Source organism: Burkholderia sp. SRS-25 (assembly GCF_004343765.1).
Taxonomy (GTDB): Bacteria; Pseudomonadota; Gammaproteobacteria; order Burkholderiales; family Burkholderiaceae; genus Burkholderia; species Burkholderia contaminans.
The window spans coordinates 314827-334453 of record NZ_PTXM01000007.1 but is presented as its reverse complement, the minus strand read 5'-3'; the positions used below and the strand labels follow the sequence as shown (position 1 = coordinate 334453).

The 19627-nt window shown below is 67.9% G+C and carries 15 protein-coding genes; 3 read left to right on the top strand and 12 right to left on the bottom strand.

The features are described from left to right. Positions 1-73 precede the first annotated feature (73 nt). Both C5O79_RS11785 and C5O79_RS11780 read right to left on the bottom strand, forming a co-directional pair. Entirely contained in the window at positions 74-871 is a 798-nt protein-coding gene (locus C5O79_RS11785) for a 5'-methylthioadenosine/adenosylhomocysteine nucleosidase (protein WP_122473831.1), read from the bottom strand. After that, positions 868-3231, bottom strand: a complete 2364-nt coding sequence (locus C5O79_RS11780) for a UvrD-helicase domain-containing protein (RefSeq protein WP_039347348.1) — start codon at positions 3229-3231, stop codon at positions 868-870. The genes C5O79_RS11785 and C5O79_RS11780 overlap by 4 nt, the downstream gene beginning before the upstream one ends. 213 nt (positions 3232-3444) lie before the next feature. Between C5O79_RS11780 and C5O79_RS11770 the strand changes: the two genes are divergently transcribed. Both C5O79_RS11770 and galU read left to right on the top strand, forming a co-directional pair. After that, positions 3445-6312, top strand: coding sequence for a valine--tRNA ligase (locus tag C5O79_RS11770; protein WP_039347350.1), 2868 nt, complete (start codon positions 3445-3447; stop codon positions 6310-6312). A gap of 87 nt (positions 6313-6399) precedes the next feature. Then, positions 6400-7284, top strand: coding sequence for a UTP--glucose-1-phosphate uridylyltransferase GalU (gene galU, locus C5O79_RS11765; RefSeq protein ID WP_046545462.1), 885 nt, complete (start codon positions 6400-6402; stop codon positions 7282-7284). Positions 7285-7344: 60 nt separating this feature from the next. Here the strand turns inward: galU and C5O79_RS11760 are convergent, their stop codons facing one another. The 7 genes from C5O79_RS11760 to C5O79_RS11730 form a co-directional block, all read right to left on the bottom strand. Further along, positions 7345-7959: a DUF4136 domain-containing protein gene (locus C5O79_RS11760; protein WP_122473830.1), complete on the bottom strand. Its 615-nt coding sequence runs from the start codon at positions 7957-7959 to the stop codon at positions 7345-7347. Between the two features lie 37 nt (positions 7960-7996). Then, positions 7997-10384, bottom strand: coding sequence for a CHASE2 domain-containing protein (locus tag C5O79_RS11755; protein ID WP_122473829.1), 2388 nt, complete (start codon positions 10382-10384; stop codon positions 7997-7999). 10 nt (positions 10385-10394) lie between these two features. Further along, the gene (locus C5O79_RS11750) at positions 10395-11756 is read right to left on the bottom strand and encodes a FecR domain-containing protein (protein WP_122473828.1); all 1362 of its coding nucleotides are present in this window, start codon (positions 11754-11756) and stop codon (positions 10395-10397) included. After that, the gene (locus tag C5O79_RS11745; RefSeq protein WP_006490421.1) at positions 11753-12457 is read right to left on the bottom strand and encodes a response regulator transcription factor; all 705 of its coding nucleotides are present in this window, start codon (positions 12455-12457) and stop codon (positions 11753-11755) included. The genes C5O79_RS11750 and C5O79_RS11745 overlap by 4 nt, the downstream gene beginning before the upstream one ends. Before the next feature lie 268 nt (positions 12458-12725). Then, positions 12726-13148 carry a peptidase gene (locus C5O79_RS11740; protein WP_122473827.1) on the bottom strand — a complete coding sequence of 141 codons (423 nt, stop codon included), beginning with the start codon at positions 13146-13148 and terminating at the stop codon, positions 12726-12728. A gap of 206 nt (positions 13149-13354) precedes the next feature. Next, positions 13355-13582 (bottom strand): sulfurtransferase TusA family protein, encoded by a 228-nt coding sequence (locus C5O79_RS11735; protein ID WP_006402122.1) that lies wholly within the window; start codon positions 13580-13582, stop codon positions 13355-13357. A 117-nt stretch (positions 13583-13699) separates the two neighbouring features. Next, positions 13700-14635 carry a LysR family transcriptional regulator gene (locus tag C5O79_RS11730; RefSeq protein WP_122473826.1) on the bottom strand — a complete coding sequence of 312 codons (936 nt, stop codon included), beginning with the start codon at positions 14633-14635 and terminating at the stop codon, positions 13700-13702. Positions 14636-14751: 116 nt separating this feature from the next. Here C5O79_RS11730 and C5O79_RS11725 point away from each other — a divergent pair, with 116 nt between their 5' ends. Further along, positions 14752-16272 (top strand): CoA-acylating methylmalonate-semialdehyde dehydrogenase, encoded by a 1521-nt coding sequence (locus C5O79_RS11725; RefSeq protein WP_046545456.1) that lies wholly within the window; start codon positions 14752-14754, stop codon positions 16270-16272. Between the two features lie 65 nt (positions 16273-16337). On the opposite strand, the gene C5O79_RS11720 is transcribed toward C5O79_RS11725, so the two are convergent. The 3 genes from C5O79_RS11720 to C5O79_RS11710 all read right to left on the bottom strand — a co-directional run bounded on the left by C5O79_RS11720 (position 16338) and on the right by C5O79_RS11710 (position 19626). After that, the gene (locus C5O79_RS11720) at positions 16338-17222 is read right to left on the bottom strand and encodes a MurR/RpiR family transcriptional regulator (RefSeq protein ID WP_046545455.1); all 885 of its coding nucleotides are present in this window, start codon (positions 17220-17222) and stop codon (positions 16338-16340) included. A 273-nt stretch (positions 17223-17495) separates the two neighbouring features. Continuing rightward, positions 17496-18668 (bottom strand): Gfo/Idh/MocA family oxidoreductase, encoded by a 1173-nt coding sequence (locus tag C5O79_RS11715; protein WP_046545454.1) that lies wholly within the window; start codon positions 18666-18668, stop codon positions 17496-17498. A gap of 31 nt (positions 18669-18699) precedes the next feature. After that, positions 18700-19626 (bottom strand): TIM barrel protein, encoded by a 927-nt coding sequence (locus C5O79_RS11710; RefSeq protein ID WP_046545453.1) that lies wholly within the window; start codon positions 19624-19626, stop codon positions 18700-18702. Position 19627: the final 1 nt, after the last annotated feature.

The following is a 19627-nucleotide window of genomic DNA, read 5'->3' as shown; positions in this document are numbered from 1 at the left end:
AACCGGCCGCGGCGTGCGCGCCGCGGCCGGTCAAACGGCTCGAATGAAGGAAATGAAGAAAACGACGGCGGCCTCAGGCCGCCGTCGTCGCATGCAGCGCCAGGAAACGCTTGAGGATGCCGGACGAATAGCTGCTCGCGATCGCCGACAGGAAGTGCGAGAACGACTGCGTCGCATGATCGTCGGCCGTATCGGAGATCGTGCGCACGAGCGCGAACGGCACGTCGTGCTCCGCGCACACCTGCGCGATCGCGGCGCCTTCCATCTCGACCGCAAGCGCATCCGGCAGCGCATCGCGCAACGCGACGACCTCGCGCTCGCTCGACACGAAGCGGTCGCCGCTGATGATGAGCCCCGCATGCAGCGTCGCACCGGCCAGGCCGAAACGCGCGGCAAACTGCGCGCCCTCTTCCTCGACGAACTGCGTGCACGCCATCCGCAAGCTCGCGGTAAGCGCCGCGCTGGTCGCGAAACGCGTGATGCCGAGCAGCGGCACCTCGTAGCGCGGAAAGAGCGGCGACGCATCGAGATCGTGCTGCAGCAGCGTATCGGCCACGACGACATCGCCAACCCGCACCGTGCGCGACACGCCGCCCGCCACGCCGGTGAACACGACGCCCGCCACGCCGAACACGTGAATCAGCGCGCTGACCGTCGCGGCGGCCGCAACCTTGCCGACCCGTGCGAGCGTCACGACGCAGGCCGCGCCGTGCACGGTACCGACGTGATAATCGCGACGACCGAGCGTGACCGTCTTCATCGCGCCGTCGGCGCGCATCGCGGCGATCAGGTCGCCGAGTTCCTCGGGCAGCGCGGCCAGAATGCCGAGCGGGCGGGCCGCAAGCGTCACATCCATGTCGATGCCCATCATTCCACCGCCTGCAGTTTCGCGACCGCGAGCGCGAGCCACTTCTCGCCGTGCCGCTTGAATTTCACCTGCGCCTTCGCATCGGTGCCGTTGCCTTCGAGCGCGGTGACCGTGCCTTCGCCGAACTTGGTGTGGAACACCTGCTGGCCGACCCGGAAACCGGCATCGGCCGCGCGCTGCTTGTTCGCGAACGCGGGCAGCGGCGCGGATACGGCCGGGTCGACGATCTGCTCGCGACTTCCGCCGCCCGGCCGCGCGAACCAGTCGCGACCGTAGCCGGCGTTGTCCGACCGGCCGCCCCAGCGCGACCCGGCCTCGACCTTCGGCGTCAGCCACTTCAACACGTGCTCGGGCAGTTCGTCGAAGAAGCGCGAACGCACGTTGTAGCGCGTCTGGCCGTGCAGCATCCGGCTCTGCGCGAACGACAGGTAGAGCCGCTCCTTCGCACGCGTGATCGCGACGTACATCAGCCGGCGCTCTTCCTCCAGGCCGTCCGATTCGAGCACGCTGTTCTCGTGCGGGAACAGCCCTTCCTCGAGGCCCGTGATGAACACGGCCGAGAATTCGAGCCCCTTCGCCGCGTGCACCGTCATCAGTTGCACGGCGTCCTGCCCGGCCTGCGCCTGGTTGTCGCCGGCCTCCAGCGACGCATGCGACAGGAAGCCGGCGAGCGGCGTCATCGTGTCGGGGTTCTGCGCCGGGTCGGCGGGCGATACCGGGTCGAGCACGTCGACCGCCGGATCGTCCGTCGCGGTGCCGAGCTCGGGCGCCGCGATCGCGCCCGCGCGCAGCGGGATCGAACGGGCCGGCGTGTCGAGCCCGTAGCCTTCCTCGGCGATGAACGCGGTGGCCGCGTTCACGAGTTCCTGCAAGTTCTCGAGACGGTCCTGGCCTTCGCGCTCGCCCTGGTAGAAATCGGCGAGGCCGCTGGCGCGCACGATGTGCTCGACGGTGTCGGGCAGATTCATGTGCTGCGTGTCGGCGCGCATCTTCGCGACCAGGTTCGCGAACCCGCCGAGGCTCGTGCCGGCCTTGCCCGTCACGTACGGAATCGCGGCGGCCATCGAGCAGCCGTACAGGCGCGCGGCGTCGGCCAGCTGCTCGATCGAGCGCGCGCCGATGCCGCGGGTCGGGAAGTTCACGACGCGCACGAACGCGGTGTCGTCGTTCGGGTTGTCGATCAGGCGCAGGTACGCGAGCGCATGCTTCACTTCCTGGCGCTCGAAGAATCGCAGGCCGCCGTACACGCGATACGGGATGCCCGACGACATCAGCGTGTGCTCGATCGAACGCGACTGCGCGTTGCTGCGGTACAGAACCGCCACTTCGCTGCGCGCCATCCCGGTGTTGATCAGCGAGCGGATCTCCTCGACGATCCAGCCGGCTTCCTGCGAGTCGGTGCTCGCTTCGTACACGCGCACGGGCTCGCCGTGGCCCGCATCGGTGCGCAGGTTCTTGCCGAGGCGGTGCGCGTTGTTCGAGATCAGCTGGTTCGCCGCGTCGAGGATGTTGCCGTGCGACCGGTAGTTCTGCTCGAGCTTGATCAGGTTGCGCACGCGGAATTCGTCTTCGAAGTCGCGCATGTTGCCGACGTTCGCGCCGCGGAACGCGTAGATCGACTGGTCGTCGTCGCCGACCGCGAAGATCGCGTTCTCGCCGCCCGCGAGCATCTTGAGCCACGCGTACTGCAGCTTGTTGGTGTCCTGGAACTCGTCGACGAGGATGTGCCGGAAGCGCGCCTGGTAGTGCGCGCGCAGCGGCGCGTTGTACGCGAGCAGCTCGTAGCAGCGCAGCAGCAGCTCGGGGAAATCGACGACGCCTTCGCGCTGGCACTGCTGGTCGTACGCCTGGTACAGCTCGACGAACTTGCGGTTGAAGTTGTCGGACGCGTCGACCTTGTCGGGACGCAGCCCCTGCTCCTTCGCGTTGTTGATGAAGTACTGGACGTTCTTCGGCGGGTACTTCTCGTCGTCGACGTTCGCCGCCTTCATCAGCCGCTTGATCGCGGACAGCTGGTCGGCCGTATCGAGGATCTGGAAGGTCTGCGGCAGGCCGGCGTCGCGCCAGTGCGTGCGCAGCATCCGGTTGCACAGGCCGTGGAACGTGCCGATCCACATCCCGCGCGTGTCGATCGGCATCATCGCCGACAGGCGCGCCATCATTTCGCGCGCGGCCTTGTTCGTGAAGGTCACGGCGAGCACGGTGGGCGGCGACGCATAACCCTGCTGGATCAGCCACGCGATGCGGGTGATCAGCACGCGGGTCTTGCCGCTGCCCGCCCCTGCGAGGATCAGCGCCGGTTCGTTCGGCAACGTGACGGCGGCGAGTTGTTCGGGGTTCAGATTGGCGAGCAGGTCGGGCATGGAGCGGCAGCGAACGGGCGAGAAAAATGCGGACCCGACATTATAAGTCGGCCGCGCGATGCCGTTCCCGATCCGTTCGACGGCCCGTCACGGGCGCGCCGCGGCGGCGTCGCGACGGGCCTGCGCCGGCAAGGCGATGGCTGGTGGATGTGCATCCATTTATAATTGTCAGATTCGGCATCCAATTCACGCATTTTTCGGCAGATTTCCAACATGAGCGACAACACGCTTGCGAAGAGCTTCGAGCCCCACACCATCGAGTCCCAATGGGGGCCGGAGTGGGAAAAGCGCGGCTACGCGGCCCCGGCCTTCGACCCGGCCCGTCCCGATTTCTCGATCCAGTTGCCGCCGCCGAACGTGACGGGCACGCTGCACATGGGCCACGCGTTCAACCAGACGATCATGGACGGCCTCACCCGCTACCACCGGATGCTCGGCGAGAACACGCTGTGGGTGCCCGGCACCGACCACGCGGGGATCGCGACCCAGATCGTCGTCGAGCGCCAGCTCGACGCGCAGGGCGTGTCGCGCCACGACCTCGGCCGCGAGAAGTTCGTCGAGCGCGTGTGGGAATGGAAGGAAAAATCGGGTTCGACGATCACCGGCCAGGTGCGCCGCCTCGGCGCATCGCCCGACTGGTCCCGCGAATACTTCACGATGGACGACAAGATGTCGGCCGCCGTGCGCGACGTGTTCGTCACGCTCTTTGAACAGGGCCTGATCTACCGCGGCAAGCGGCTCGTCAACTGGGATCCGGTGCTGCTGACCGCCGTATCGGACCTCGAAGTCGTGAGCGAAGAGGAAAACGGCCACCTGTGGCACATCCGCTACCCGCTCGTCGACGGCTCGGGTTCGCTGACCGTGGCCACGACGCGCCCGGAAACGATGCTCGGCGACGTCGCGCTGATGGTCCATCCGGAAGACGAGCGCTACGCGCACCTGATCGGCAAGCTCGTCACGCTGCCGCTGACGGGCCGCGAGATCCCGGTGATCGCCGACGACTACGTCGACCGCGAGTTCGGCACGGGCGTCGTGAAGGTCACGCCCGCGCACGACTTCAACGACTACCAGGTCGGCCAGCGCCACAAGCTCGCGCCGATCGAGATCCTGACGCTCGACGCGAAGATCAACGACAACGGCCCCGAGCAGTATCGCGGCCTCGACCGCTTCGACGCGCGCAAGGCGATCGTCGCCGACCTCGACGCGGAAGGTTTCCTCGACTCGGTGAAGCCGCACAAGCTGATGGTGCCGCGCGGCGACCGCACGGGCGTCGTGATCGAGCCGATGCTGACCGACCAGTGGTTCGTCGCGATGACGAAGCCGGCGCCGGAAGGCACGTTCAATCCGGGCAAGTCGATCACGGAAACGTCGCTCGACGTCGTGCGCAGCGGCCAGATCAAGTTCGTCCCGGAAAACTGGACGACCACCTACTACCAGTGGCTCGAGAACATCCAGGACTGGTGCATCTCGCGCCAGCTGTGGTGGGGCCACCAGATTCCCGCGTGGTATGGCGAGAACGGCGAGGTATTCGTCGCGCGCAACGAGGAAGAAGCGCGCGCGCAAGCTGCCGCGAAGGGCTACACGGGTGCGCTGAAGCGCGACGAAGACGTGCTCGACACCTGGTTCTCGTCGGCGCTCGTGCCGTTCTCGTCGCTCGGCTGGCCGAACGAAACGCCTGAACTGAAGCACTTCCTGCCGTCGTCGGTGCTCGTCACGGGCTTCGACATCATCTTCTTCTGGGTCGCCCGGATGGTGATGATGACCACGCACTTCACGGGCAAGGTGCCGTTCCACACCGTCTACGTGCACGGCCTCGTGCGCGACGCGGAAGGCCAGAAGATGTCGAAGAGCAAGGGCAACACGCTCGACCCGATCGACATCGTCGACGGCATCGACCTCGACACGCTGGTCGCGAAGCGCACGACGGGCCTGATGAACCCTAAGCAGGCCGCGACGATCGAGAAGAAGACGCGCAAGGAATTCCCGGACGGCATCGCCGCGTTCGGCACCGACGCGCTGCGCTTCACGATGGCGTCGATGGCAACGCTCGGCCGCAACGTGAACTTCGACCTCGCGCGCTGCGAAGGCTATCGCAACTTCTGCAACAAGCTGTGGAACGCCACGCGCTTCGTGCTGATGAACTGCGAAGGCCACGACTGCGGCAGCGACAAGCCGGAAGTCTGCGGCGCGGGCGATTGCGGCCCGGGCGGCTACCTCGACTTCTCGGCGGCCGACCGCTGGATCGTGTCGCTGCTGCAGCGCACCGAGGCCGACATCGCGAAGGGTTTCGCCGATTACCGCTTCGACAACATCGCCAGCAGCATCTACAAGTTCGTGTGGGACGAGTACTGCGACTGGTATCTCGAACTCGCGAAGGTGCAGATCCAGAACGGCACGCCGGAACAGCAGCGCGCGACGCGCCGCACGCTGCTGCGCGTGCTCGAGACGGTGCTGCGCCTCGCGCACCCGATCATCCCGTTCATCACCGAAGCGCTCTGGCAGAAGGTCGCGCCGCTCGCGGGCCGTTATCCGCAAGGCAAGGCCGAGGGCGAAGCGTCGCTGATGACGCAGGCGTACCCGATCGCGAACCTGCAGAAGATCGACGAGGTGTCCGAACAGTGGGCGGCCGACCTGAAGGCGATCGTCGACGCGTGCCGCAACCTGCGTGGCGAGATGAACCTGTCGCCGGCCACCAAGGTGCCGCTGCTCGCAGCCGGCGATGCCGAGCGCCTGCGCTCGTTCGCGCCGTACGTTCAGGCCCTCGCGCGCCTGTCGGAAGTGCAGATCCTCGCCGACGAAGCGACGCTCGACAAGGAAGCGCACGGCGCGCCGATCGCGATCGTCGGGCCGAACAAGCTGGTGCTGAAGGTCGAGATCGACGTCGCGGCCGAACGCGAGCGCCTGTCGAAGGAAATCACGCGCCTGACGAACGAAATCACGAAGTGCAATGCAAAGCTCGGCAACGAGGCTTTCGTCGCGAAAGCGCCGCCGGCCGTGGTCGAACAGGAGCAGAAGCGCGTCGCGGAATTCCAGAGCACGCTCGAAAAACTGCGTGCTCAGCTCGATCGGTTGCCTGCGTAACAAAGGGTAAGGCCATTTGCGTTCACTATAATGCGAACGCGAACATAGACCGTCTGACAAGTCGATTACAGGAATAAAGGTTCGATCATGTTGAAAGTCACCAAGGCGGTATTCCCCGTGGCCGGTCTCGGCACGCGGTTCCTGCCGGCAACGAAGGCGAGCCCGAAGGAAATGCTGCCGGTCGTCGACAAGCCGCTGATCCAGTACGCGGTCGAGGAAGCGATCGCCGCGGGCATCACCGAGATGATCTTCGTGACCGGGCGCAGCAAGCGCGCGATCGAGGACCACTTCGACAAGTCGTACGAAGTCGAGGCCGAACTCGAGGCGCGCGGCAAGGAAAAGCTCCTGGAACTCGTGCGCAGCATCAAGCCGAGCCACGTCGACTGCTTCTACGTGCGCCAGCCGGAAGCGCTCGGCCTCGGCCATGCGGTGCTGTGCGCTGAAAAGCTCGTGGCCGACAATCCGTTCGCGGTGATCCTCGCGGACGACCTGCTCGACGGCAACCCGCCCGTGATGAAGCAGATGGTCGACGTGTTCGACCACTATCACAGCTCGGTGATCGGCGTGGAAGAGATCCCGCCGTCGGAGACGAAGTCGTACGGGATCGTCGACGGGAAGGAGTGGGAAGAGTCGATCGTCAAGATGTCGGCGATCGTCGAGAAGCCGGCGCCGGAAGTCGCGCCGTCGAACCTCGGCGTGGTCGGCCGCTACATCCTGAAGCCGCGGATCTTCGAGCACCTGCGCGCGCTGAAGCCCGGCGCGGGCGGTGAGCTGCAGCTCACCGACGCGATCCAGGCGCTGCTCGCCGATGAGCAAGTGCTGGCCTACAAGTACCAGGGCACGCGCTACGACTGCGGCAGCAAGCTCGGCTACCTGAAGGCGACGGTCGAATTCGCGCTGCGCCATGCGGAAGTCGGCGCGGAATTCGACGCGTACCTGCGCGCGCGCGACGGCGCACATCCCGCTGCCTGAACGCGGCAAGGGCACGAGGGCTCGCTCCGGCGAGCCCGCCCTCACCTCACCGGCCGACGCTCAGCGCACTTCGGCCGGCTTCACAGAGACGACGCCCGGCATCCCGCCCGCGTCGTCTTCTTTCGTCTTGACGAGCCAGCCGCCGCCGTCGCCGAACGGCACCTTCGCGAGCGCGCTCTTCACGAGCGCCGGCGCGGCCTGCCGTGTGCCGGGATCGCGATCGCGCAGCGCGGCCGATACGCGGTAGACGTCCGCGCCCGATTTCGCGTCGACGAAACGCAGCGTCAGCACATGGCGATATACGCGGCCCATGAACGGCAGCGCGAACGGCGCCGGCCCGTCGACCGTCACGCATGCGCTGCTCGCGGCCCCGCACCCGTCGGCGCTCGCCGCGACCGTGGCCGGCTGCGTCGCATACGCGATCGACAGCCGGTAGCGCGCGGCCGCGAGCGGCTTCGCATCGAAGCCGCGGTGCGCGAGTTCGTCGCGCACGAGCGTCTCGATCTGCCGGTATTCGGCATCATCGGCCTGCGCGGCCGTCCGCACGAAATCGTAGCCGTGCGCGTCGGATGCGAATGCGTTCGGCTGCCCGAGCGCACTCACGCCGCTCGTCACGCCGGCGCAACCCGTCAACAGCGACGCCGCCAGTGCGGTCGCTGCCCATTCCTTTCTCATGGCTTTCCCCAAATGCCTGCCGTCGCGCCCGGCCCTGTCAGGCGGACGGCTCGTCGATCGCGGGCAGCGACACCGTCACCGCGGTGCCGACACCCACCTCGCTGTCGACCGACACGCTGCCCCCATGGCGCGTGACGACCGTCTTCACGAATGCCATGCCGAGCCCGGAACCCGAGATTTCGGGCCGCTCGCCGGCATGGAATCGCTTGAAACGCTCGAACAGATGCCGCTGATCTTCCGGCGCAATGCCGTATCCCTGATCACGAATCGTACAGAACATCCGTTTCGACGCGTGCTCGACCGCCAGCGTACACGTGATCACGGTATCGGACGGACTGTATTTGACTGCATTGTTCAGCAGGTTCACGAACGCGCGCGTGATCAGCGAGCGGTCCGCGCGCACCCAGCACATGTCGGCGCCGACGTCGGTGTCGACGCGAATGTGCTTCGCCTGCGCCTGCGGCCACACCTCGTCGCTCGCATCGATCAGCACGTCGACGAGGCTCGTCACCTCGAGCTGGTACACCTGCGACTCCGCGCGCGCCAGCTGCACGAACTCGTCGGCGAGCGACAGCGCACGGTGCGCATAGCGCTCGATCCGCGCAAGCAACCCGCGCATCGCGTCGCTCTCGACGCGGTCGCGCTCGATCTCGACCAGCGCGAGAATCGACGACTGCGGCGAGCGCATGTCGTGCGACAGCAGATGCAGCGCCTCCTCGCGCTGCCGCTCGGCCGCGTGCAGCTCGGTCACGTCGACGAGGCCGGCGATCCAGCCGGTCACGCGCCCTTGTGCGTTCGTACACGCCGCGTAGCGTAGCAGATGGTCGAGCCCGTCGCGATCGCGCACCTCGATGCCGCGCGCCATCGCGTCGTGCTCGGCCTCGAGCGTCGGGTCGAGCGCGGCCGGCCAGTGCTCTCGGATCGTCGCGTCGTGCTCGGCGTTGCCGTCGACGGTCTTCATGAACGTCAGCTCGCCGAGCGCGGTGCGCAGCGGCCGGCCCTCCGGCAGAGGCAGCGACAGTCGCGACCCGTAGCGCTTGGCCGCATGGTTCGCGATCAGCACGGTGCCGGCCAGGTCGGTCACGAAGATCGGCTCGGGCATGCTGTCGAGGCTGTCCCACACGAAGCGCTTCATGTCCTGCACGCGCTGCGCGGCTTGCGCCATCAGCGCCATCTGCCGCTCCAGCACGTCGCCGCCGACGCTGCGCGTGCGCGGCGCCTCGGGCAGCAGATGCGGCTCGTCGGCGAGCCGCTGCAGCTCGCGGCGCAGGTACGACATCGTCATTTCCAGGCGCCGCCAGTTCCAGATCGGGTAGACGGCGATCAGCCCGAAGATCGCAGGCGCCGGCGACAGCCAGATGCGCGCCTCGAACAGCAGCGCCATGCTCGCGACGACGGCAAGCGCGGCCAGGCTCAGCGTCAGCAGCAGCGCGCGCCACGGCGACAGCATCAGGAAGCCGCCCAGCAGCGCGGCGAGCGGCAGCAGCGACGCGACGAACAGCCCGGCGCGCGACGCCGGCGAGATCGCGCTGCCGGTCGTCAGCATGTCGAGCACGTTGGCATGGATATACACGCCGGCGAGCGGCCCGAACTCACCGGACACGGGCGTGGCGAAACGATCGTACAGCCCCGACGCCGTCACGCCGACGACGACGATCTTGCCGCGCAGCGCGTCGGGCTTCACGCGCCCTTCGAGGACGTCGTCGAACGACAGCGTCGGATAGGCAGGCGTGTTGCGGCTGAACGGGATCAGGTAGCGGCCCTCGCCGGTCGCGTCGCCCGACAGGTCGTGCGCATGCGCGCCGGGCGTACCGCCGACCGGATGCAACTGGCCGCCCTGGATCGCGCGATACACGGGCACCATCAGCTGCGGCCAGCGCACGCGGCCGTCGCTTTCGTACAGCGCCACGCTGCGTACGATGCCGTCGGGGTCGACTTCGAGGTTGATGTGACCGAGCCCGACCGCGCGCGCCGCGAGCGCGGCCACCGGCGGATCGACCGCGCGCGTGCCGTCCGCCTGCTCGGGGCTCAGCAGCACGGGCAGGAAGGTCGGCACGTGGGTCATTGCGTCCGCGAACGCGCGATCTTCCGGCGACGGTTCGGTAAACAGCACGTCATAGACGACGGCGGCCGGCTGCGCGCGCGCCAGCGTGTCGAGCAGCCGCGCATGCACGTCGCGCGACCACGGCCAGCGGCCGAGCGCGGACACGCTCTGGTTGTCGATGTCGACGACGACCACGTCGGGTGAAAGCGGCAGGCTGCGCAGCATCAGCAGCCGGTCGTAGATCAGGCCGTCGACGCTGGCCGACAGCCGGCCGAGCGCGCACGCGAGGATCACCGCGACCCCGAGGCAGCCGATCGCGATCCATTCGATCAGGAAGCGTCGGCCGAGGTGCCGCCGCGGAGAAACGGAATCGGGTTTCATGCGCCGCGGATCAGCGCGACAGCGTGAACGCGCTGACCGGACTGGTCTTCTCGTAGAACTTGCCGCCTTCGAACTCCTCGACGGTCACGGCCCAGAAATAGTCGCCCGGCGGCAGGTGCGCGACGGTGATCTGGCGCGCATGCAGGCCGACCTGGTCGACGACCGGCGCGCTCAGGTCCTTCGAGCGCGACAGCACGAACCGGTAGCGCGCACCCTTGCCCGAACCGTTCGGCGCCCAGCGGAACTCGTAGCCGCCCGCACCGGGCGACGCGCTCGCGTCGAGCCCCATGACGCGGCGTTCGAACGCGTACGTCCGCGGCCGGCCCTCGAGACCGTTCGCATCGATCGCGGCGACCCGCACGAAGTAGTTCCCGTTCGGGACGTCGCGGAAAACCGCGCGCGGCGAATCGGTGCGCGTTTCGCGGAACAGGTCGAGCAGCCCGGCGTCGTGCGCGAGTTGCACGCGGTACGCATGCGCGTCGGCGAGCGGCGCGACGTCGAAGGCGACCTCGGGCTCGTCCTGCACCTTGTCGGGATGCGCGAGCGCCGGCGCGGGCAGCAGCTCGACGGGCGCGCCGACTGCGCCGGACGATGTCGCGACGCTGCCGAAATTCGCATGCACGAGCGTCGGATCGGCCGACTTCCGGCCGCCCGCGACGCCGACGGTGCCGTCGAGCACTTCGACGCGCGTCGACGCATTGCCGGCCGCGTCGTAATTCACGCGAAAGCGCGTGCCGCGCACGCCGGCCACGACCGAAGGCGACCGGATCTGGAAGCGGTCGTCGCGTTTTTTCAGATGGGTGACCTCGCTGTCGACCGAGCCGCGCGTGAGTTCGAACTCACGATCGAGCGTGCCGGTCAGCACCGTGCGGCGCAGCGCCTTCAGGTCGAGCTGGCTGTCGGGCGGCAGGCTCATGTGCGTGCCGTCGGCGAGCTCGAGCGTCACGAAGCCGTTCGGGCCCGTGCGCACGCGATCGCCCTCGGCGAGCGTCGCGTCGTTCGCGAGCGGCGCAAAAGCATCGCCGGACGAGCGTTCGGCCGCGCCCTGCACCGCGATGACGCGGGCGGTCAGCTTTTCCTTGCGCAGGCGCGCCACCGGCAGCTTCAGCGCGATGCCGGGCTGCAGGTGCTTCGGCGCGGGCACGCCGTTGATCTGTTGAAGCAGTTGCCAGTCGTCCGCGCCCTGCAGGTAGCGCGCGGCGACGTCGTACAGCGTGTCGCCCGCCTGCGTGCGGTAGACGACCATCTTGCCCGCCGCCGCGGGCGGCTGGGCAGCCGCATGCTGCGCGGCGAACGCGAACGCGACCGCGCAGGCTGCGCGCAGCGCTACCGTGCGCAGGCCCGCCGTGCGCCGCGTGATTCCCGTGGTCACTCCGGTTCTCCCTGGCCGACCCGTTCGAGCCGGTAGCCGTAGCCGTAGATCGGCGCGAGGCGATAACCGTTTTCGGGCCGCAGGCCGAGCTTGGTGCGCAGCATTGAGATGTGCGTATCCATCGTGCGCGACGGGATGTCGGTCGCCTGCTTCCACACGAGATCGAGAATGTGCGCGCGCGACAGCGGCCGGTCGAGGTGCTGGAACAGCAGCAGCGCGAGTTCGAATTCCTTCTGCGTGAGGCTCACGGCCTTGTCGCCGACGTAGGCCTGCTTCAGGTTCACGTCGAAACGGAATTGATCGAATTCGCGAACGGTGGCCTCGGCGTTGACCGGATACGCGCGACGCAGCAGCGAGCCGATGCGCGCGCGCAGGATCGGGCCCGACACGGGCTTGACCACGTAGTCGTCGGCGCCGGCGTTGAGGATCTGCGTGATCCCCGCCTCGTCGTCGCGGCTCGTCATGAAGATGATCGGCAGGCTGTGCTCGGTCTGATTCGCACGCACCCACTTCAGCACTTCCTCGCCGGACATGTCGGGCACGTTCCAGTCGAGCACGAGCAGATCGAACGTCTCGCGCTGCAGGCGCTTCTTCAGGGCCTTGCCTTCCTTGAACGCGTAGCACGTATGGCCAACGGCCGTCAGCGTTTGACTGACGAAATCCGTCTGGGCCGGATCGTCATCCAGTACAGCAATTCTCATAGCACCCCGCAAATCGAAATCGATTCGTCCAGTTCAGCTCCCCGCCCTCATCCGGCCACGCGACACGCGCGCGGCTTCCGGATACCGGCCGGCGAGCCACCGTTCGCCGCTCGCGCCACCTGCGCAAACCAGCGACCCCGGCTAAATATCTCAAAAACGGGGCACGGACGAACCGGCGATTTCATCATAGTAGTATGAAATTCGCCAATAAATTGCGCGGACTACCGTCTTTTCTTCGAATAATCCCTCCTGCCGCGCAATCGAGCGCCTAATCGGCGCCCGCGATGCCCGCTACCGGCTCGGCCACATCGTCGGCCGGCATGCGATGCGACAGCGGCTCCGGACGCGCCGGCTCGGCAAGCATCCGCTGCAGCTGTCCGCGCACGCGCTCCCACGCGGTGGCCGCATAGTCCGGCTGGCTCGCTGCCCACGCCTGCGCCAGATCGAACACACGCTCGATCGTCGCACCGCAGTAGGTCAGGCCCGAGCCGTCGTCCTGCGCGGCATCGCGCAGCCGTTCGTCGAGCCACTCGGCCAGCCACGGCATCTCGGCCGCGGCGGAATCCGCGTAGGCCTCCAGCGCGGCACGCGCGTGGCGATCCTGTTGCGGGTCGAGCTCGATACGGCTCAGTCCCGATACGCTGCGTTCCGCTCCGGACGGACTTCGAATGGTCCCTGGTCTGAAGGACATGTCCTCTCCCCGTTGTACGACGGTAGCGCCAGGCATGGCCCCCGTGCCCGCCGTACGACGTACCGTGGCCGGCGCATCCGCTGGGAGCGGACGACCGGCCGGGTCAGTATACGCAGCCGATCACGAAGCGAGGTTTAAGAATTGTCAGAGAAGCGTGCACGGCGCGGGGCGGCCGCCACGCGCTCCCGGCAACGCGATGCAGGCGGTCAGCGGCGGCGCATCAGGAACACGAAGGTCTTGTCCTGTGTCGTCGATTCGACGATCTCGTTGCCCGTCTGCTTCGCGAACGCGGCGAAATCGCGCTGCGAGCCGGGATCGGTCGCGAGCACCTTGAGGATTTGCCCGCTTTCCATATCGGCGAGCGCTTTCTTGGCACGCAGGATCGGCAACGGGCAATTGAGCCCGCGGGCGTCCACTTCCTTGTGAATCTGCATCGGCTGTCGACCTTCGAATGACGCGCCATCCAAGGCGCGGAAAGAAGCCGCGATTTTACCGCAGCGCCGCCGTGCCTGCCCGGGCTGCCGGCAGGCCGACGCCCGCGGACACCGGGTTCAGGGGCCCGAAAAGCCGCCCTCGAGCCGCTCGCGCAGGTGCCGCACGAGCGCGCGCACCGCGCTCGGCACGACCGGACTGTACGGGCGGATCGCGAAGATGTGGTCGCCGAACGCGCCCGACGGCCGCCAGCCGTCGAGCAGCGCGACCAGCCGGCCGGCGTCGAGATCGCGCTGCGCGCTGAAATCCGGCAGCAGCGCGATGCCGAGCCCGCCGAGCGCGGCCTCGCGCATCGCCTCGCTGTTGTTCGCCGCGAAGCTGCCGCGCACCGGCACGCTCACGCGCTCGCGCCGCCGGCCGTGCGGCTCGAAGCTCCATGCGGCCGGCTCGTTGTCGCGCAGGTAGCACAGGCAGCTGTGCTCGACGAGCTCGCTCGGGTGCCGCGGCGCGCCGCGCGCGTCGAGGTAGTCGCGGCTCGCGACGAGCAGCGAGCGCGTGTCGCACAGCTTCCACGCGACGTGGGTCTGCGGCGCGGTGGTCGTATGGCGGATCGCGAGGTCGAAACCCTCCTGCGTCAGCGAATGCAGCCGGTCCGACAGGTCGAGCTCGATCTGCACGCCCGGGTGCTGGCGCAGGAAATCGGGCAGGTGCGGGACCACCTGCTGGCGCCCGAGCGCGACCGGCACCGTCACGCGCAGCAGGCCGCGCGGCTCGCCGGCCAGGTCCTTCACGCGCGCGAAGTGCTGCCCGATCGATTCGAACGCGTCGCGCGTGCTGTCGACGAGCGTCTGACCCGCGTCGGTGAGCCGCACGCTGCGTGTCGTGCGCCGCACGAGCGGCACGCCGGCCGCCTTTTCGAGATCGGCGATGCGCTGGCTCATCGCGGCCTTGCTGATGCCCAGCCGTTGCGCGGCAGCCGTGAAACTGCCAGCCGCGGCCAGCACCGTCAGCGAATGGATATGCGGCCAGAGCGCCTGGACATTTTGCTGATTCATCCGGTGATTATTCAGAATTATGAACAGTGAATCAAGCTGCGCGGCCTTCTCCCGCCCGGCCGGTTTACCTAGACTGGGCGCTGTCCACCCTCACCCGAGATCCTCCAGGAGACACGATGAATCCGGTTCCCGCGTACACCTCCGACGCCGACGTCGGCCACTACATCGACGGCGCGCCCGTCGCCGGCCGCAGCGGCCGCTTCCAGGACGTCCTCAACCCGGCGCTCGGCCGCGCGGTGCGCCGCGTCGCGCTCGCCGGCAACGACGAAGTCGAGCAGGCCGTCGCGTCCGCCCACGCCGCGTTTCCGGACTGGGCCGCGACGCCGCCGATCCGCCGCGCGCGCGTGCTGCACCGCTTCCTGCAACTGATGAACGAGCACCGCGACGCACTCGCGGCGATCATCACGGCCGAGCACGGCAAGGTGTTCTCGGACGCGCAGGGTGAAGTCGCGCGCGGCATCGACATCATCGAATTCGCATGCGGCGTGCCGCAGCTCCTGAAGGGCGACTTCACCGACCAGGTCAGCACCGGCATCGACAACTGGACGATGCGCCAGCCGCTCGGCGTCGTCGCGGGCATCACGCCGTTCAACTTCCCGTGCATGGTGCCGTGCTGGATGTTCCCGGTCGCGATCGCAACGGGCAACACGTTCGTGCTGAAGCCGAGCGAACGCGACCCGTCGGCCGCCCTGTTCATCGCCGACCTGCTCACGCAGGCCGGGCTGCCGGCCGGCGTGTTCAACGTCGTGCAGGGCGACAAGGGCGCGGTCGACGCATTGCTCGACCACCCGGACGTGCAGGCCGTCAGCTTCGTCGGCTCGACGCCGATCGCGGCCTACGTGCAGCAGCGTGCCGTGCAGTCGGGCAAGCGCGTGCAGGCGCTCGGCGGCGCGAAGAACCATCTCGTCGTGATGCCCGATGCCAACCTCGAGCAGGCCGTCGATGCGCTGATCGGCGCCGCGTACGGCTCGGCCGGCGAGCGCTGCATGGCGATCAGCGTCGCGGTGCTCGTGGGCGACATCGCGGACCAGATCGTGCCGCTGGTGGCCGAGCGCGCACGCAAGCTGGTGATCGGCGACGGCATGTCGCCGGAAGTCGAGATGGGCCCGATCGTCACCGGCGATGCGTTGAAGCGTATCGAAGGCTATATCGAGCAAGGCGTGAAGGAAGGCGCGCAACTGGTGGTCGACGGCCGCGGGCTGCGCGTGCCAGGCCGCGAGGCCGGCTTCTTCACCGGCGGCACGCTGTTCGATCACGTGACGCCCGACATGCGCATCTACAAGGAAGAAATCTTCGGGCCCGTGCTCGGCTGCGTGCGCGTGAAGGATTTCGGCGAGGCGGTCGACCTGATCAACGCGCACGAATTCGGCAACGGCGTGTCGTGCTTCACGAGCGACGGCGGCATCGCACGCGAGTTCGCGCGGCGCATCCAGGTCGGGATGGTCGGCATCAACGTGCCGATCCCGGTGCCGATGGCATGGCACGGCTTCGGCGGCTGGAAGAAGAGCCTGTTCGGCGACATGCACGCGTACGGCGAGGAAGGCGTGCGCTTCTATACGCGCCAGAAGTCGGTGATGCAGCGCTGGTCGTCGAGCATCGGCAAGGGCGCCGAATTCGCGATGCCGACCGCGAAGTAAGAGTAAGCGCCCGACCGCACGCCGCCCGCCGCGCTGTCACGCGGGCGGTGTGCCGGCAGGAGGCGTCAGCCGGCCTTCGCGCCGTGCGCGCCGTCGGCGGTCGGCAGGTACGACAGTTCGAGCCGGTACGCGAGCGCGACGAACAGGCTCTGCGCGAGGCCCATCGTGGCGGTCAGCGCGCGGAAGCCGAACGTCGCGCTGTCCTGCACCATCAGCGTCACCTCGGCCTCCCGCGCGAGCGGGCTCATCCGGCTGTCGGTGATCGCGATCAGCCGTGCGCCGCGCTGCACGGCCTGCTGCGCGACCTGCACGGTTTCCTCCGCATACGGCATGAACGAGATGACGATCATCACGTCGCCCTCGCGCACCGAACGGATCTGCCCGAGATGCATGCTGCCGAGCGCGCTGAACAGCCCGATGCGCTTGTCGGTGTGCTGCAGCGCATAGTCGAGGTACACGGCGATCGGAAACGCGCGCCGCGAGCCCGCGATCCAGATCGCCTGCGTGTCGGCGAGCAGGTCGACGGCCTGCGCGAGGGCCTGCGAATCGAGCGTCTGCCGCAGCTGCTGCATCCCGGCAATGCTGCCCTTGATGAATTCGTCGGCGATCTGCTCGGGCCGCAGGCTCGACGAGCCCGCTTCGATCACGTCGCGCAGCCGCAGGTTGTACGCGCGCCCCGGCGCGATCTGCTGCGCGAGCCCTTCTCGGAACAACTTCTGCATCTCGGAGAAGCCGGAAAAGCCGAAGTGCTTCGCGAAGCGCACGACGGCCGACGGCTGGACGCCGCACGCCTGCGCGAGCGTCTGGATGCCTTCCAGGCCAAGCTGGTCCCGATGCGTTTCCACGTGGCGCGCAATCACCTTCAGGCGATTGCTGAGGCCGTCGTACTCCTGCGTCAGGTGCTGCAGGAACTGCTCGACGGTGGCGGGAGGTTTCTCGGATGAACTCATCGGATAGCGCGAAGTTGACGGCCCCGATGTGCGCGCGGTACTGGCGGGCGCGGCCCGGGACTCGACTGGATACATGCATGAAGGGCGAATTTAATCACGTTTGCGACGCGGCCCGCGCCGCGTGCTCGCTCCCACGCGCTCGATCATCACTTGCCTACGCTCCACGGCGATACTGGAAGCGATTGTCCAACGCTCTCGCGGCGTCGTAAAGATTAGGGTGTGTACCGAGGCCGGCTGCCGCGGCGAAGCGTGGCGCAGCCGGCCCGCCTCCGTTCAACGATAGTCGACCCACACGCTGCCCGCGTCAGCCGAACGCACGCAATTCTCGACCCAGCGCACGCCCTCGACACCCGCGTGCACGTCCGGAATACGGATGGCCTTCACCGCCGCAACGTCGCCGCGATCGGCCGCGTCCATCGCAAGCGCGAAGCGCGCGTACAGGTTCGACCAGGCTTCGAACAGCCCTTCCGGATGCCCGGCGCCGATACGATCCTCGCGCAATGCGTGCGGATGCAGATAACCCATCCCGCGATCGAGCACCTGCGCGGGCTGCCCCTGGATTTCGTAGCGCAGCTGGTTCGGATGCTCATCCCACCATTCGATGCTCGCCTTCGATCCGATCACGCGCACCTTCTGCCCATGCATCGAGCCTGCGTTCACCGCGCTCGACCACACGTAGCCGATCGCGCCCGTGTCGTATTCCATGATCGTGAACGCGTTGTCCTCGAGCGGCGCACGGCTTTTCACGAAGCTCTGCCGCGAACACATCAGCCGCCGGATCTTCAGCTCCGGCGCCATCACCTCGGAGATGTACAGCGGATGCGTGCCGATGTCGCCGAGCACGTAGCTCGGGCCCGCGAACTTCGGATCGACGCGCCAGCGCGCGGCCGCGCTCGCGGCCTCGACGCCTTCGCTGTGGAAGCCGTGCGCGAACTGCATCTGCACGATGCGGATCTCGCCGAGGTCGCCGCGCGCGATCATCTCGCGCGCCTGCTCGATCATCTGGTGTCCAGAGTAACCGTATGCGACGCCGACGATCCGGTTCTTCTCGACCGACAGGCGCTGCAGCGCCTCGGCCTCCTCGGTCGTGAAGCACAGCGGTTTCTCGCAAACCACGTGCAGCCCCGCGTTCAGCGCGGCGCGGCAGATCTCGAAGTGCGTGTTGTTCGGCGTCGCGATCGACACCGCGCGGATGCCGTCCGGGCGCCGCGCCTCGGCGTCGAACATCGTCGCGTAGTCGGGATAGCAGCGCTCGGCCGCGACGCCGAGCTTCACGCCGAACTGGCGGCCGCGTTCGGGATCGATGTCGAATGCGCCGGCGACCAGTTCGAAGCTCCCGTCGCGCAGCGCGGCCGACCGGTGGCTGTAGCCGATCTGGCTGCCGAGGCCGCCGCCGACCATGCCCCAGCGAATCGAATGTCCAAGCAGAATCTGTCCGTCAATCATGATGGTGGTGTTCCTGGTGCGTGTTCAGGGGTCATGCAAAACCGGCCGACGCGAGAAACGCACGGCTCGCGGCGACGTCGCGCAGGCTCGTGCCGGCATCGCGCGGGTCGCGCTCCTGCTCGATCGTGATGGTGCCGGCATAGCCGATGTCGATGAGCGCGCGGCGGATCGCCGGATAGTCGAGCACGCCGGTGCCGATCGGACACATCACGCCCCGCGCGCAGGCCGCGAAAAACGCGATGTGCTCGCCCATCACCGCGTCGTACACGGCCGCGTCGATATCCTTGAAGTGCACGTAGTCGAGCCGCGCCGCATGGCGGCGCAGCCACGATTCCGGGTCCATGCCCGAGTAGTACAGGTGGCCGGTATCGAGACACAGGCCCGCCGTATCGGCCGGAACATCGGCGACGATCCGGTCGATCTCGTCCGCGAATTCGATATAGCCGCCCGCGTGCGGATGGATCACCGCGCGCACGCCGAACGCGTCGCGCGCGATCGTCGCGATCTGCCGGATATGGTCGACCATCCGCGCCCAGCGCTCGTCGGACAAACGCGGCGCGCGATCGCCGTGGCCGGCCGCGTAGTCACGTTCCTCGTGGCCCCAGTCCATCACGACCAGGTACGGCGCCGCGTAGCGCTGGCCCTGCTGCGTCGGCAGCTTCGGCAACTGCGTGATCAGCGCGCAGATGTCGCGCGTCTGGCGCAACAGGTTCGGCAGGTTCTCCGGCGACACGAGATCGTCGAAGATCGTGCCGGCCGTGATGCTCAGGCGCTGGCGGTCGAGCTCGGCGCTCACCACGTCGAGGTCGAGCGGGATGTAGCCGTATGGCCCGAGCTCGATGCCCGAGTAGCCGGCCTGCGCGGCCTCGGCGAGCACGTGCCGCCACGGCGGCAGATGCGGGTTCTTCACGTCGTCGACGCCCCAGCAGCACGGGGCGCAACCTATCTTCATCGTCATG